The organism is Lysobacter sp. 05T417 (assembly GCF_056396405.1).
Window position 1 is genome coordinate 225,378 of the sequence record NZ_JBFTLK010000007.1, and the last position, 14,317, is coordinate 239,694.

The 14,317-nt window shown below is 66.9% G+C and carries 12 protein-coding genes and 1 pseudogene; 9 read left to right on the plus strand and 4 right to left on the minus strand.

Translation table 11 applies throughout. The features are described 5' to 3' along the window. Positions 1–64 precede the first annotated feature (64 nt). The 5 genes from AC1DER_RS14570 to AC1DER_RS14590 all read left to right on the plus strand — a co-directional run bounded on the left by AC1DER_RS14570 (position 65) and on the right by AC1DER_RS14590 (position 5,488). Positions 65–697: a response regulator gene (locus tag AC1DER_RS14570; RefSeq protein WP_477245348.1), complete on the plus strand. Its 633-nt coding sequence runs from the start codon at positions 65–67 to the stop codon at positions 695–697. A 180-nt stretch (positions 698–877) separates the two neighbouring features. Further along, positions 878–1,435, plus strand: a complete 558-nt coding sequence (locus tag AC1DER_RS14575; RefSeq protein WP_477358084.1) for a fimbrial protein — start codon at positions 878–880, stop codon at positions 1,433–1,435. 8 nt (positions 1,436–1,443) lie between these two features. After that, a complete protein-coding gene (locus tag AC1DER_RS14580) occupies positions 1,444–1,998 on the plus strand; it encodes a fimbrial protein (RefSeq protein WP_477245344.1) in 555 nt (184 codons plus the stop codon). A gap of 41 nt (positions 1,999–2,039) precedes the next feature. Further along, complete coding sequence (locus AC1DER_RS14585) at positions 2,040–2,834, plus strand: fimbria/pilus periplasmic chaperone (protein ID WP_477245342.1); 795 nt, start codon at positions 2,040–2,042, stop codon at positions 2,832–2,834. A gap of 119 nt (positions 2,835–2,953) precedes the next feature. Further along, entirely contained in the window at positions 2,954–5,488 is a 2,535-nt protein-coding gene (locus AC1DER_RS14590) for a fimbria/pilus outer membrane usher protein (RefSeq protein ID WP_477245340.1), read from the plus strand. A gap of 27 nt (positions 5,489–5,515) precedes the next feature. Here AC1DER_RS14590 and AC1DER_RS14595 read toward each other — a convergent pair whose 3' ends face one another. Then, positions 5,516–5,995: a tRNA (cytidine(34)-2'-O)-methyltransferase gene (locus AC1DER_RS14595; protein ID WP_441815778.1), complete on the minus strand. Its 480-nt coding sequence runs from the start codon at positions 5,993–5,995 to the stop codon at positions 5,516–5,518. Between the two features lie 45 nt (positions 5,996–6,040). Beyond that, complete coding sequence (locus tag AC1DER_RS14600; protein ID WP_441815779.1) at positions 6,041–6,751, minus strand: SDR family oxidoreductase; 711 nt, start codon at positions 6,749–6,751, stop codon at positions 6,041–6,043. A gap of 188 nt (positions 6,752–6,939) precedes the next feature. Here AC1DER_RS14600 and AC1DER_RS14605 point away from each other — a divergent pair, with 188 nt between their 5' ends. The 4 genes and pseudogenes from AC1DER_RS14605 to AC1DER_RS14620 all read left to right on the plus strand — a co-directional run bounded on the left by AC1DER_RS14605 (position 6,940) and on the right by AC1DER_RS14620 (position 12,698). Continuing rightward, positions 6,940–9,789: a M16 family metallopeptidase gene (locus AC1DER_RS14605; protein ID WP_477245337.1), complete on the plus strand. Its 2,850-nt coding sequence runs from the start codon at positions 6,940–6,942 to the stop codon at positions 9,787–9,789. A 249-nt stretch (positions 9,790–10,038) separates the two neighbouring features. Beyond that, positions 10,039–10,338: pseudogene (locus tag AC1DER_RS14610) on the plus strand (DUF4156 domain-containing protein); the annotation flags it as partial. A 193-nt stretch (positions 10,339–10,531) separates the two neighbouring features. Continuing rightward, positions 10,532–11,554 carry a 3-oxoacyl-ACP synthase III gene (locus AC1DER_RS14615; RefSeq protein WP_441815781.1) on the plus strand — a complete coding sequence of 341 codons (1,023 nt, stop codon included), beginning with the start codon at positions 10,532–10,534 and terminating at the stop codon, positions 11,552–11,554. Between the two features lie 184 nt (positions 11,555–11,738). Further along, positions 11,739–12,698, plus strand: coding sequence for a glycerophosphodiester phosphodiesterase family protein (locus AC1DER_RS14620; RefSeq protein ID WP_477358087.1), 960 nt, complete (start codon positions 11,739–11,741; stop codon positions 12,696–12,698). 1 nt (position 12,699) lies between these two features. On the opposite strand, the gene AC1DER_RS14625 is transcribed toward AC1DER_RS14620, so the two are convergent. Both AC1DER_RS14625 and ahr read right to left on the minus strand, forming a co-directional pair. Further along, positions 12,700–13,062 (minus strand): hypothetical protein, encoded by a 363-nt coding sequence (locus AC1DER_RS14625; protein ID WP_477245333.1) that lies wholly within the window; start codon positions 13,060–13,062, stop codon positions 12,700–12,702. A 120-nt stretch (positions 13,063–13,182) separates the two neighbouring features. After that, on the minus strand, positions 13,183–14,199 hold the full coding sequence (ahr, locus tag AC1DER_RS14630; RefSeq protein ID WP_441815784.1) for an NADPH-dependent aldehyde reductase Ahr: 1,017 nt from the start codon (positions 14,197–14,199) through the stop codon (positions 13,183–13,185). Between the last annotated feature and the right edge of the window lie 118 nt (positions 14,200–14,317).

Here is a 14,317-nt window from a genome sequence, read left to right on the forward strand (position 1 = left end):
ATCCGAGTTGCGTACGTGCACTGCCAGAGCGATGATTCAACGTTGATTCGGCTGCACCGACGCCATGACGCTACGAATAATCCTGGCCGACGACCACCCCATAGTCCGCAGCGGTGTCCGCGTCCTGCTGGAGCGCAACAACATGCAGGTCGTGGCCGAAGCCGGCAGCACCGGCGAGCTGGTCAAGGCCCTCGACGAGCACCCGTGCGACGTACTTCTGACGGACTTCAGCATGCCGGGCGGCCAGCTGCCCGATGGCCTGGCCATGCTCGAGCACCTGCGAAGCCGCTGGCCGCAGGTACCGATCATCGTCCTGACGATGATGAACAACCCCGGCGTGCTCAGTTCCATCCTCGGCACCGGCGTGCGCGGGCTGCTGAACAAGTCCGACGCACTGTCGGAGTTGCCGCTGGCGATCCAGGCGGTCTCGCATGGCCGCGAGTACGTCAGCGCTGCAGGCGGTCATCAGCTCGATCAGATGGAAGGGCATGATTCGACCCGGTTGCCTCTGTCGCCGCGCGAAGCCGAAGTGCTCGGTCTGTTCGTCTCGGGGCTGACCGTGTCGCAGATCGCCGAGCGGCTCGACCGCAGCATCAAGACCGTAAGCCGGCAAAAAATGGACGGCATGTCCAAGCTGGGGCTCAAGACCGATCTCGAAGTCTATGCCTACGCGCGTGAGCACGGCCTGCTGGCCTGATTGCCCCGCGTAAGCGCCCATCGGGGGTATTCCAAGACGATTCTCATACCGCCTATGCAGCCGGGTTCCTAGCCTGTAACAGCTCTGCAGCAGGCGGGTCACTGACATGTCCAAGCCCGGTAGGCGGCATGTCCCACCGCAGAGCCCGCCCATCAACTGCCACACAGGGAAGGTCGCATGATGGACCACAAGCTCTCCTGCGCAATTGCGCTGATCGGACTGGCAATGACGTCGAGGGCCGCAAACGCCTCCGATGGCACGATCACCTTCACCGGAATGATCACCAGCCAGACCTGCTCGATCAACGGCACCGCGGCCGATGGCGCGCGGAACATCTCGGTGTCGCTGCCACGGGCAACGCAGACAAGTCTGACCGCACTGAACTCGACCGCGGGCGACACCGCATTCACCATCTCGCTCACCGGCTGCACGCCCGAAGAGGGCAGGGTGCACACGCGGTTTGAACCCGGGGCCACCGTGCACGCGGCGTCCGGCGAACTGATCACGTCCGGCGCGGGCGCCAGCAGCAGCCTGCGCATCCAGCTCCTCAACGGCAACGGCACCGTCATCAACGTGGGGGCGCCGGACGCAACCCAGGGTTCGGTCGCCCAGAACATTCCCGTCGGCGGCGCCGTCACGCTGAACTACATCGCCCGTTACAAGCGCGCGGCCACCACGCCAGTGCTCGGCGCCGGAGCCATCGCAGCGACCGTGACCTACTCCCTGATCTACAACTGAGCGCGCGCATGAACAACAAGCTGACCACCCTCGGGGCCTTTCCCGCGCTCGCACTTGTTTCTTTGGCGGCCATTGCGTCCGACGGCGCCGTCAACATCACCGGGGAAATGACGGCACAGACGTGCTCGATCAACGGCACGGCCGCCGACGGCGCCCGCAACATCGCGGTGCCGCTGGCGACCATCTCCCGATCGAACCTGTCGACGATTGGTTCGGTATCCGGCGATACGCCGTTCCAGATCGCATTGAGCGGTTGTTCCCAGGGCACCGGTTCGGTCCGTACGCGTTTCGAACCCGGCACGAGCGTCGATCTGGCCACGGGCGAGCTGATCACCAGCGGCCCGGGGAGTTCGGCGGGCCTGCGCATTCAACTGCTCAACAGTGACGGCACGCCGATCAATGTCGGCTCGTCCATTGCCTCGCAGAACTCGGCGCTGGCGACCATCCCGGCCAGCGGTGCGGTCACGCTCAACTACGTTGCCCGCTACCATCGCCTGACCAGCACGGCGCTGGCAGTGGGAGCGGTGACCTCGAGCGTCACCTACTCGCTCATCTACAACTGAGCCGGGCCGTGTCGCACAGTGCGATGCCGCAGGCCTCCTCCATGAACAGTCAATTCCATCTCGGCAAGGTCCTGTGCGCCGGGATGCTTGCAGTGTGCGCGTTCGTGACGGAAGCACGAGCATCCGTGGTCATCGCGGGCACGCGTGTGATCTACCCGGCACACGAGGCGGAGGTCACCGTCAAGCTCAGCAACGACGGCAGGACGCCGGCGCTCACGCAGGTATGGCTGGACGAGGGTGACCCGAACGCGACGCCCGCCACGATCGAAGTTCCGTTCACCGTGACACCGCCGGTCGCCCGCATCGACCCCGGCAAGGCTCAGACGATCCGCATCATCCACACCGGCGAACCACTGCCGCAGGACAAGGAATCCGTGTTCTGGCTGAACATGCTCGAGGTGCCTCCGAAACCAGGTCCTGGTGCAGCGGCCGGGTCAAACACCTTGCAGATGGCCTTTCGCACCAGGATCAAGCTGTTCTACCGTCCCGACACGCTCAGGGCCGGCGACGCGGGCGCGGCGCCGTCGAAACTACGGTGGCGCCTGGCAGCGGAAGGCGATCGCAGCGCACTGCAGGCATTCAACCCGACGCCTTTCCATGTCTCGCTGTCGCTGGTCGAAGTCACAGGAGGCGGCAAGACCGCGCGCTTCGGCGACGGTGGCATGGTCGGCCCGGGCGAGACCAGGGCGTTTCCCTTGCAAGGCGACGTGCCGGAATCTGCTGGAGCCAAGCTGCTGTATCACGCCATCAACGACTACGGCGGCGTCATCGAGGGTGAGGCAGCGCTTGACCAGGCAAGCCCGCACGTAGCTCCCTCGCTGCCCCCCGTGCGCTGACAGACAACCCGGTGAGCGCGACCGAACTGCCATCCGTCCCGGAGTCGCGTCGCGGGCAGGGACTGGCTATCCGGAGATCCATCATGTGCGCGGCCAGACCGCCAATGCCGTGCCTGCGTATGCGTCCCCTCAGTGTTGCCGTCACGGCGCTGTTGGCCAGCGGCGGGGCGTCCGCCTGGACCGGCGGTCCAGCTGCCGATGACTCCGGCTCGCTGGTGGAATTCAACGACGCGTTCCTGCAGTTCGGCAGCGACGGTAGCGCGGTGGACATAAGCCGCTTTGCCAGGGCCAATGTTGCTTTGCCGGGTACGTACCTGGCCGACCTGCACGTCAATCAGGCCCCGAGCGGCCAGGTTGAAGTCGTGATGCAGGTCATGACGCCGGGACACGACGCGGAGCCCTGCATCGGCGAGGATCTGTTGGGACGTCTTGGCATCGACATGACCCGGTTGTCGCCCGAGGCCATGACCCGTTTGCGGGAGGCCGATGCGGGCGCGTGCATCACGTTGCCGGAACTGATTGCGGATTCCACCGCGGTATTCGACAACGGTGAGCAGCGCCTGGATATCGGCGTTCCCCAGGCCGCCCTGCTGCGGCAGGCACGAGGCTACGTCGACCCGAGCCTGTGGGACGACGGCATCCGTGCGTTTCGCCTGCAGTACAACGCCAACGCCTACCGCTCCGGATCCGGCCGCGACACCGCGACGCAGGCTTACGCAGGTATCAATGCCGGGGCAAACGCCGGGCCGTGGCGCCTGCGTCATATCGGCAACTTCAACCACCACCAGCACACGGGCGTTCGCTATCAGGGCATCCAGACCTACCTGCAGCGCGCGGTCGTTCCCCTGAAGAGTCAGTTGACCATCGGCGAGTCCTTTACCGATGGCACGGTGTTCGACAGCGTCGGCTTTCGCGGCATCCAGCTCGCCAGCGACGAGCGCATGCATCCCGAATCCCAGCGCGGCTACGCTCCGACGGTGCACGGCATTGCCAGCAGCAATGCTCGCGTGCAGATCCGTCAGGGCGGGAACATCCTGTATGAAGCCAACGTCGCCGCCGGCGCGTTCGAGATCGACGACCTGTACCCGAGTGGCTATGGCGGCGACCTTGAAGTGGTGGTCACCGAGGCCGACGGCAGCGTCAGCATTTCCAGGGTGCCCTATGCCGCGGCGGTCAACGCCCTGCGGCCAGGGGTGAGTCGCTTCAGCCTGACCGCTGGCGAGTATCGCCATCCTTCCGTCGATGCCACCCCGGCGTTGCTGCAGGCCACCTACCAGCGCGGGCTGGGCAACCGGCTCACGGCCTATGGCGGGATCACGGCGTCGGACGAGTACGCGGCTGCAGTCGCCGGTGCGGCCTTCAATACGGCGATAGGTGCGATCGGCCTGGACATCACGCGGTCCCGGGCCGGCCTGCCGGCACAACCAGACCGCGGTGGCCAGAGCCTGCGACTGAGCTACAGCAAAGTGATCGCTCCGACCCGCACCAATCTGACGCTGGCGGCGTACCGCTACTCCAGTGACGACTATCTCGACCTCGAAGATGCGGTGGCGATCAACCATCGCCGTCCGGACGACCTGCTGGCAGAACCCGATCGCGAACGTGGCCGCTTGCAGCTGTCGGTCAACCAGGACCTGCCCGGCGGCGGGGGCTCGTTCTACCTGACGGGTTCACGCCAGGACTACTGGAACCGCGCCCAAACCCAGACGCAGTTCCAGATGGGTTACAACAACGCCTACGGCCGCATCACCTTTGGTTTCTCCGCTTCGCGCCAGTTCGACCTCGGGCGCGCTGCCTGGGACAACCGCGTGATCTTCACCATTGGCGCCGCCCTGGGTAGACACCCACGCGCGCCTTATGCGCAGACCACCGTGCAGCGCGATTCGCTGGGCGCAACAAGCCTCCAGCAATCGCTGACGGGCGCGCTCGGCCGCGACAGTGCCTTCAGTTACGCAGTCAATGCCAGCCGCCATCGCGATGGCAGTGCGCGGGCAACCGGCAGCCTTGGCGCGAACGCCTCCTACTCGCTGCCGTCCGCCATCGTTTCCGCCAGCGCCAGCAAGTCCAACCGCTACAACCAGGCCGGGGCCGGCATCTCCGGTGGCATCGTGGCCTACTCCGGCGGCGTAGTCCTGACCCCGACCATGGGCGATACCCTGGCCATCATCCGGGCCAAGGGCGCCAGGGGCGCCACCGTTCCCAATGGCAGCGGCCTGCGCATCGATCGCTGGGGACACGCGGTGGTGTCGAACCTGTCGCCGTTCACGCGCAGCGCCATCGAAGTGGATCCCCGAGGCCTGCCGTTGCATGTGCAGCTCAACTCCAGCCAGGAGCAGACGGTGCCCACGGCCGGGGCCATCACCCTGGTCAAGTTCGACACCACCAGCGCCGGTCGCGCCGCGATCCTGCACGCCAGGCGTGCAGATGGAGCCCCTCTGCCATTTGGCGCCGATGTCATCGATGACTCCGGCAGGAGCGTCGGAACGGTCGCGCAGGCCGGGCGCATCGTGGCCGGCAATCTGATGTCCGACGACGGGACGCTCCACGTGCGCTGGGGTGAAGCAGCGGATGAGGCCTGTGCGCTCGACTACGTCCTGCCAGCGGCGCGTCGTGCGAAGGCCACCCATGCAGTGGTGAACGTGTTGTGCGAATGACGGCGCGCCGCCGCAGAACCGCTACGGCTATTGCCCGCCGCTGAATCCCTGCTGGCGCCACGCCTCGAACACCACCACCGCGACCGCGTTGGACAGGTTGAGGCTGCGGTTGTCCGGCCGCATCGGCAAGCGCAGGCGCTGCTGTGCCGGCACGTGCTCGAGCACCTCCGTCGGCAGCCCACGCGTCTCCGGGCCGAACAGGAACGCATCGCCCGGGCCATACGCGGGACCATCGAAGCGCACCGTGCCGCGCGTGCTCAGCGCGAACAGGCGTGGCGGCACGCCATTGGCTTGCGCGATCGCCGCCAATGCCGAATCGAGATCGTCGTGAACCTGCAGCGTGGCGTACTCGTGGTAGTCGAGGCCGGCGCGCTTGAGCTGGCGGTCCTCCAGGTCGAACCCCAGTGGCCGGATCAGGTGCAGCCGCGCGCCGGTATTGGCGCACAGGCGGATGACGTTGCCGGTGTTGGGGGGGATTTCGGGCTGGAAGAGGATGACGTCGAACATGGCTTCAAGTGTGGAGCGCAGACAGTGGTGGTAAGGATGCCGTCGTCACCACGGCAAGGGTTTGCCCTGCCAGTCGATGAAGCGGCCGCTGTCGGCCAGCTTCGCCGCATCGATCACGGCCAGCAGCCCGCGCGCGGAATCGGCTGCCGTCACCTGCGCGCCACTGCCGCCCATGTCGGTCTGCACCCAGCCAGGATGCAGCGCGATCACGGTGATCCCGCGCTCGCGCAATGCCTGGGCGAGCAGCACCGTGGCCATGTTCTGCGCCGCCTTCGAGATCGCGTAGGTCGGCGTGTGGAAGCCGTCCACGGAGGCGATCGAGCCGAGCATCGAGGACAGGTTGGCGACCTTGGCGCCTTCGACCAGGTGCGGGGCCAGTGCCTGGGTCAGCAGGAATGGTCCACCGGCGTTGGTGCGCAGGCTGTCGTCCAGTTGCGCGGCCGCGACATGGCCGAAGCGTTCGCCCGAATGCAGTACGCCGGCATTGTTGATCAGCAGGTCGATGCCGTCGGTGACCAGCGGCAACTCGCGGGCGAGTTCGGCGTGCGACTTCGGGTCGGTCAGGTCCAGCGGCAGCACGTGCAGACGCCCGGGGTTCTGGCCTGCGAGCTGGTTGAGCGCGTGGGCGCGGCCGGGATGGCGGCTGGTTGCGATCACGCGGTCGCCACGGGCGAGCAGCTGGCGCACGAACTCCAGGCCGAGGCCACGGTTGGCGCCGGTGACCAGGCTGCGGCGGGCAAGCGGGGAGTCACTCATCGCGGTCGACCCTGGGCGGCGAAGGCGCCAGTGTATGGCCCCGGCCGATGCTGTGCCGCGTTGGTCCGGAGGCACGGCGACTACGGGTCCTTGGGACTTTTGGCCTAGTGCCTGCATCCGCCGGTGGCCTAGGATGAGGGTTCCACTCGGACAAGGGAGTCCGGGTTTCCCCAATCAGGAGTGTCTCCATGTACGCATCCCTCCGACCGCGCGCCGCGGTCCTCGCCGTCGCCCTGGCCACGGTCATCGGCGGAACCGCCTTCGCGCCCTCCGCCGTCGAGGCCGCGCCGAAAGCGACCGTGGACATTCCGTACGAGGAGTTCACCCTTCCCAATGGTTTGCGCGTGGTGGTGCACACCGACCGCAAGGCGCCGATCGTGGCGGTCAACATCTGGTACCACGTTGGCAGCAAGGACGAGCCGGCTGGCCGCACCGGGTTTGCGCACCTGTTCGAACACCTGATGTTCAACGGCTCGGAAAACCATCGCGGCGAGTTCTTCGAACCGTTCGAGCTGGTCGGCACCACCGACCAGAACGGCACCACCAATTCCGACCGCACCAACTATTTCCAGAACGTGCCGACCACCGCGCTCGACATGGCGCTGTGGATGGAGTCCGACCGCATGGGCCATCTGCTCGGCGCGATCGACCAGGCCACGCTCGACGAACAGCGCGGCGTCGTCCAGAACGAAAAGCGCGAGGGCGAGAACCAGCCCTATGGCCAGGTCTGGGACGAGCTGGGCAAGGCGATGTATCCCAAAACGCATCCCTACCACCACAGCACCATCGGCTCGATGGCCGACCTCAACTCGGCCTCGCTGGACGACGTGAAGGGCTGGTTCCGCACCTGGTACGGCCCCAACAACGCGGTGCTGGTGCTGGCCGGCGACATCGACGTGCCCACCGCGAAGGCCAAGGTCACCGAGTACTTCGGCAACATCCCGGCCACGCCGACCATGGCCCAGCCCAGGATCGACGTCGCCCCGCTGGAAAAGTCCACCCGCACGACCATGACCGACAAGGTGCCGCAGGCACGCATCTACCGCGTCTGGAACGTCGCCGAGGCCGGCACCACCGACATCGACCAGCTGCAGCTGCTGGCGCAGGTGCTCGGCGGCAGCAAGTCCTCGCGCCTGGACCGCCGCCTGCTGCACGCGGACAAGCTGGTCGACAGCGTTTCCGCCTCGGCCTATGCCTCGCAGCTGAGCTCCAACTTCCTGGTCACCGCCGACGTGAAGCAGGGCGTCGACCCGGCCAAGGTCGAGGCGGTGATCGACGAGGAGATCAAGCGCCTGCTCAAGGACGGCCCGAGCAAGACCGAGGTCGAACAGGCCCGCACCGTGTTCAAGGCCGGCTTCGTCCGCGGCATCGAACGCATCGGCGGCTTCGGCGGCAAGGCCGACGCGCTGGCCGAATGCACCGTCTACACCGGCAATCCCGGTTGCTTCCGCGACAGCCTGAAGGTGATCGACACCGCCACGCCGAAGGACCTCAAGGCGATCGGCAGCAAGTGGCTCGACAACGGCAGCCACACGTTGCTGGTGGTGCCGGGTGAGCGCACCGCGATCGCGGAGGATCCATCGGTGACGCCGGCGCCGCTGACCCTGCCGCCGGTGGACCCGAAGTTCACCACCACGCCCAGCCTGGTCGACCGCAGCAAGGGCGTGCCGGTGACCAGCCAGTTCCCCGACCTGAAGTTCCCCTCGCTGCAGCGCGCGACGCTGAAGAACGGCACCCGCCTGATCCTCGCCGAGCGCCATGACATCCCGGTGGTGCAGATGAGCTATGAGTTCCTGGGCGGCTTCAGCGCCGACCAGGGCCGCAAGCTCGGCACCTCCAGCTTCACCATGGGCATGCTCGACGAAGGCGCGGGCACGCTGGATGCACTGGCCTTCGGCGACCGTGCCGAATCGCTGGGCGCCAACATCGGCGCAGGCGCATCGCTCGACGGCGGCAAGGTCTTCCTGTCGGCGTTGAAGCAGAACCTGGTGCCGTCCATCGACCTGTTCTCGCAGATGCTGCGGGCGCCGCGCTTCGACCAGAAGGAGATCGACCGGGTCAAGGCGACCTGGGTGGCGGGCATCAAGCAGGAGAAGGCGCGCCCGAACGGCGCCGCACTGCGCGTGCTGCCGCCGCTGCTTTACGGCGAAGGCCATGCCTATGCAATGCCGTTCAGCGGCAGCGGCACCGAGGCGTCGATCTCCTCGCTCACGCGCGAAGACCTGGTCGCGTTCCACCAGGCCTGGGTGCGGCCGCAGGATGCGACCCTCATTGTCGTCGGCGACACCACGCTCAAGGAGATCGTGCCGCTGCTCGACAAGCACCTGGGCGACTGGAAGGGCACCGGCGAGGCGCCGCCCAAGCCGACCATCGGCGAAGTGGCCCGGCCGAAGTCGCCGCGCGTGTTCCTGATCGACCAGCCCGGCGCCGTGCAGGCAAACATCTTTGCCGGTGAAGTGGTGCCGTCGACCAAGGACCCCAGCTCGGTCCGCTTCGACATCGCCAACTCGGTGCTGGGCGGCGAGTTCTCGTCGCGCCTGAACATGAACCTGCGCGAGAACAAGCACTGGGCCTACGGCGCCTACAGCTTCTCGGCCAACTCACTTGGCCAGCGCCCGTGGATGGCGTTCGCGCCGGTGCAGATCGACAAGACCGCCGACTCGCTCAAGGAACTGCAGCGCGAGATCAGCGCCTACGCCAGCGGCCAGAAGCCGCCGACCGCGGAAGAGGTGGCCAAGATCCAGGCGACCGAGATCCGCGGCCTGCCCGGTTCGTTCGAAACCGCCTCGGCGGTGCTGGGCGCGATCAGCGCGATCGTCCGCTACGACCGTCCTGACGACTACGTGTTCAAGCGCAAGGCCGAGATCGAGGCGCTCACGCCGGAACAGGTCAAGGCTGCCGCCGCCACGATCGATCCGGACGCACTGACCTGGGTGGTCGTGGGCGACATCAAGCAGATCGAGCAGCCGGTGCGCGCGCTGAAGCTGGGCGACGTGCAGGTCCTCGACTCCGACGGCAAGAACGCATCCGGGAAGTAACCGGCACCGGTGACCTCTCTCCCCTTGCCGGGAGAGGGGTTGGTGCAGGTGGCCTTTCGCACCCGCAAATGCGGTCATGTTGCCGAACCGCGACCGCCGCCTCAGTCGTTGTTCACTTCACCTCGTTCACAACGGCTGCCAGTACGACGACAATCGCGTCCATTCGATGGCCTGGTTTGTTCGCGTAGTCCTCGGGCACATCGATTCAATCAATATTCGGAGCAGGCAATGCGTCAGTCGATGTGGGGAATGGTTCTGGCGGTCGGTTCGCTGTTCGCGATCGGCGGCTGCACCTGGGTGCCGATGGCGCCGGGCGCATCGGCGATTCGCGTGATCGACGGCAGCAGTGCGCCGGCCGGATGCGAGAAGCGTGGCGAGGTCGAGGTCTCGGTCAAGGCCGGCGTCGGCTTCTACGAACGCAACCCGCTGCGCGTCCGCGAGGAGCTGGAAACGGCTGCACGCAACGAGGCCCCGGGCCTGCAAGCCGATACCGTTCAGCCGATGGGCGAACCCCTGAACGGCTCGCAGCGCTACGCGGCCTGGCGTTGTGGTGCCGGGAAGGCCGCCTCGGCAGCTCCCGGAGCCGGCGGCAGCGCCCAGACCTATCCGATCGGCCGCTGAGGCGGGCACACCGGCCGGTCCGACCGTCCGTCGCCGGGGGCGGCTACCACACGCCACCGCATGGTGGGGTGCCCCATAAAGCGTTAACATGGTGTGTTCATCCGTCTCCGGTCCGATCCCCATGTTGTTCCAGCACGTAGCAATTGCCGGCCTCGCTCACATCGATGCACCACGCCGGCTGACCTCGGACGAGATCAACGCGCGCCTCAAGCCCACGCTCGATCGCCTCGGCATCAAGTACAACGTGCTCGAGGAAGTCGCCGGTGTGCGCGAGCGCCGTCTCTGGGACGGTGAAGTGCGCGCATCCGATGCCGCCACCCTTGCCGGCGTGAAGGCGCTGGCTGATGCCGGCATCGACGCCGATCGCGTCGGCCTGCTCGTCAGCACCTCGGTCAGCCGCGACTACCTTGAGCCGTCGACGGCTTCGATCGTGTCCGGCAACCTGCGCCTGCCCGACACCTGCCAGAACTTCGACGTGGCCAATGCCTGCCTGGCGTTCCTCAATGGCATGGACATCGCCAGTCGCATGATCGAGCGCGGCGAAATTGATTACGCCCTGGTCGTCAACGGCGAGACCGCCGACCTGGCCTACGAGAAGACGCTCGAGCGCCTCAGCCGCGACGACGTCACCGAAGAGCAGTTCCGCGACGAGATGGCCACGCTCACCCTGGGCAGCGGTGCCGCCGCCATGGTGCTGGCCCGTACCGAGCTGGTTCCGGGCGCGCCGCGCTACCGCGGCAGCGTGACCCGCTCGGCCACCGAATGGAACCAGCTGTGCCGCGGCGACATGGCGCATGACCGCATGGTCGCCGACGGCCGCATGTTGATGATCGAAGGCCTGAAGCTGGCCAAGACGACGTTCGTCGCCGCGCGCGCCGCGATGGGCTGGGTGGTCGAGGAGCTCGACGAGTTCGTCATCCACCAGGTCAGCAAGGCCCACACGCAGGCGTTCCTGAAGGCGTTCGGCATCGATCCGAAGAAGGTCATGACGATCTTCGGCGAGCACGGCAACATCGGTCCGGCTTCGGTGCCGATCGTGCTGAGCAAGCTGCGCGCTGCCGGCCGCCTGAAGAAGGGCACGCGCGTGGCGCTGCTCGGGATTGGTTCTGGCCTGAACTGCTCGATGGCGGAAGTGGTCTGGTAAGACGCTCCGCAACCGCGTGACGCAATGCAAGACACCCGGCCCAGGCCGGGTGTTCGCGTTTCTGCGCCGTGTCGAGCGCATGCAAGCCCGGCCGATGGCGTTCAACGATCGGCTCCATTTGGTCATGACCCGGTGCGGCGGCTGCGGCTAGGGTGGTTGCATGCATTTGCCACGGAGGCTTCTCATGCGTACCGCACTGCGCCTGTGCGCGCTGATCGGATCGATGCACTGCGTTGCGGCCGTCGCCCAGCCTCCGGTTGCCGACCATTCCGCGCGGTTCGTACCGCCATTGATCGTGGCCCATCGCGGCGGAGCGGCCGACTACCCGGAGAACACCTTGGTTGCGGTTCGGGGATCGCTCGCCAACGGCGCCGATGCGATCTGGCTCAGCGTCCAGTTGAGCGGCGACGGGGTGCCGGTGCTCTACCGGCCGCAGGACCTGTCGGCGCTTACCAACTCCCGCGGTCCGGTCAACGCCTGGACGTGGCGGGAGCTGCAGCGGGTCAACGCGGGTTGGAACTTCCGGGTCGAGGGCGCCGATGGCGCGGTCCGGTATCCGTACCGGAGCCGGTCCGTGCCGGTGCCCACGCTGGAGAGTGCCCTGGCGCGGATTCCGCGTTCGGTGCCGGTGGTGCTCGACATGAAATCGCTGCCGCCCGAGCCACTGGTTGCCGCTGTCGCCCACGTCCTGCAGCGACGCAACGAATGGTCACGCGTGTTGCTCTATTCCACCGACGCGTCGTTCGATCCGCTGTGGGCGCGCTACCCCCGCGCGCAGCGTTTCGAGACACGCGATGACTCCCGCGGGCGGCTGGTGACGCAATTGCTGTCAGGTCGATGCGAGCCGCCCAAGGTCGCACGCTGGTCGGCGTTCGAACTGCGCCGTCGCCTCGAGGTCACCGAGAAGTTCACGCTGGGTGAGGGCCACTCACAGGTCGATGCCGAGCTGTGGACCGACGCCACGATGGCCTGCTTCCGCCAGGGTCACGGCAGCGCGCGCTTGCTGTGGATCGGAATCAACACGCGATCCGACTTCCAGCACGCGCAGACGCTGGGAGCCGATGCGGTGCTGGTGGACTCGCCAGCGCGGGCCCGCGACTGGATCTACCTGCACAAGCCACGCGAAGGTGTGCCCGGTCGCTGATTCAGGCCGGCGCGCCCGGAATCGGCAGGCATTCCATGATCTCGACCGCCTCGCCAGGAAAAATCGTGAAGTGCGGGTGGTTCACGAACAGCTTCGCCGCGGCTTCGTGCGATTCGGCCCGCACCACGGTGTAGGCGGCCAGTTCATTGCGCGTGTCGCTGATGCCGTCCGGGCCGACACGCTTGGTGCGTCCAAGCGGCGCGCCCATGTCGACGATCGAATCGCGGTTCGCATCGACCCATTTTGCCCACGCTTCCATGCCCGCGCGATCGCGCGCCTGGCGCGCGGCGTCATCGGTGAGCTTGCGCCCGGCTTTCTCGCTGGCTTCGGCCGAGCCGGTGTAGACGGCCATGTACGTCTTCATGCGGAACTCCGTTCTTGCGTGGATGGGCCATCGTCCCATGCAACCCTTGCCGCTCGCGTTAGCGGGCGGTTACGCCGGTGCAACGCATCAGATCCGCACAATCGCGAGCGTGCGTCCCGTCTACATGGCCGAGGCATCGAGCACGATGCGATAACGCGCATTGCCGGCCCGCAGGTGGTCGAGGGCCTCGTTGACCTTGCTCATCGGGAACATCTCGACCTGCGGCCGGATGTCGTGGCGGGCGGCGAAGTCGAGCAGGGTGGCGATGTCGGTCGGCGAACCGGTCGGCGAACCGGAGATCTCGCGCTGCTTCATGATCAGGCTGAAAGCCGCCACCGGGATCGGTTCCAGCACGGCGCCGACGACGTGCATGCGCCCCTTCGGCGCAAGCGTGCCGACCATCGCGTCCCAGTCCATCGGCACGTTGACGGTGACCAGCAGCAGGTCGAGGCTGCCGGCGATGGCGCCGATCGCCGCCGAGTCGCGACTGGCCACGACGTGATGCGCACCGAACCGGCGCGCCTCATCGGCCTTCGCCGCGGTCGAGGTGAACGCGGTGACGTCGCAGCCCCAAGCCGCGGCGAACTTGATCGCCATGTGGCCCAGGCCACCGATGCCGACCACGCCGACTCGCATGGTCGGCTTGATGTCGTAGGCCAGGAACGGCTTGAACACGGTGATGCCGCCGCACAGCAACGGGCCGGCACTGGCGATGTCGAGACCTTCGGGCACCGGAATCGCCCACGCCCAGTGCGCGCGCACCTTCTGCGCAAAACCGCCGTGGTGACCGCCGATGGTGGCCGTACTCGATGCGCACAGGTTCTGGTCGCCAGACAGGCACTGCCGGCAATGCATGCAGGTCTGCGCGGTCCAGCCGACGCCGACGCGCTGGCCGACCTCCAGCCCCTTGGCGTTGGCTCCGAGCGCGGAGACCCGGCCGATGGCCTCGTGGCCAGGGACCAGCGGAAATTGCGTCATGCCCCATTCGTTGTCGAGCATCGACAGGTCGGAATGGCAGATGCCGCAGTACTCGACATCCACTTCGACTTCTTCGGGGCCGAGCGGCCCCAGGTCCAGGTCCTGGAGGGCCAATGCCTTGCCGGGGCCTTGCGCGGCCCACGCCTTGATCGTCGCCATCACGTTCTCCGCATCTGCCGCAGCAAAGGCGGATCACGCTACGCCTCGCAGCGCATCGGGAGGATGAAAATCCCCGTCGGCATGGATTCTGCCGGCGCAAATGCGATACGAATTCCGC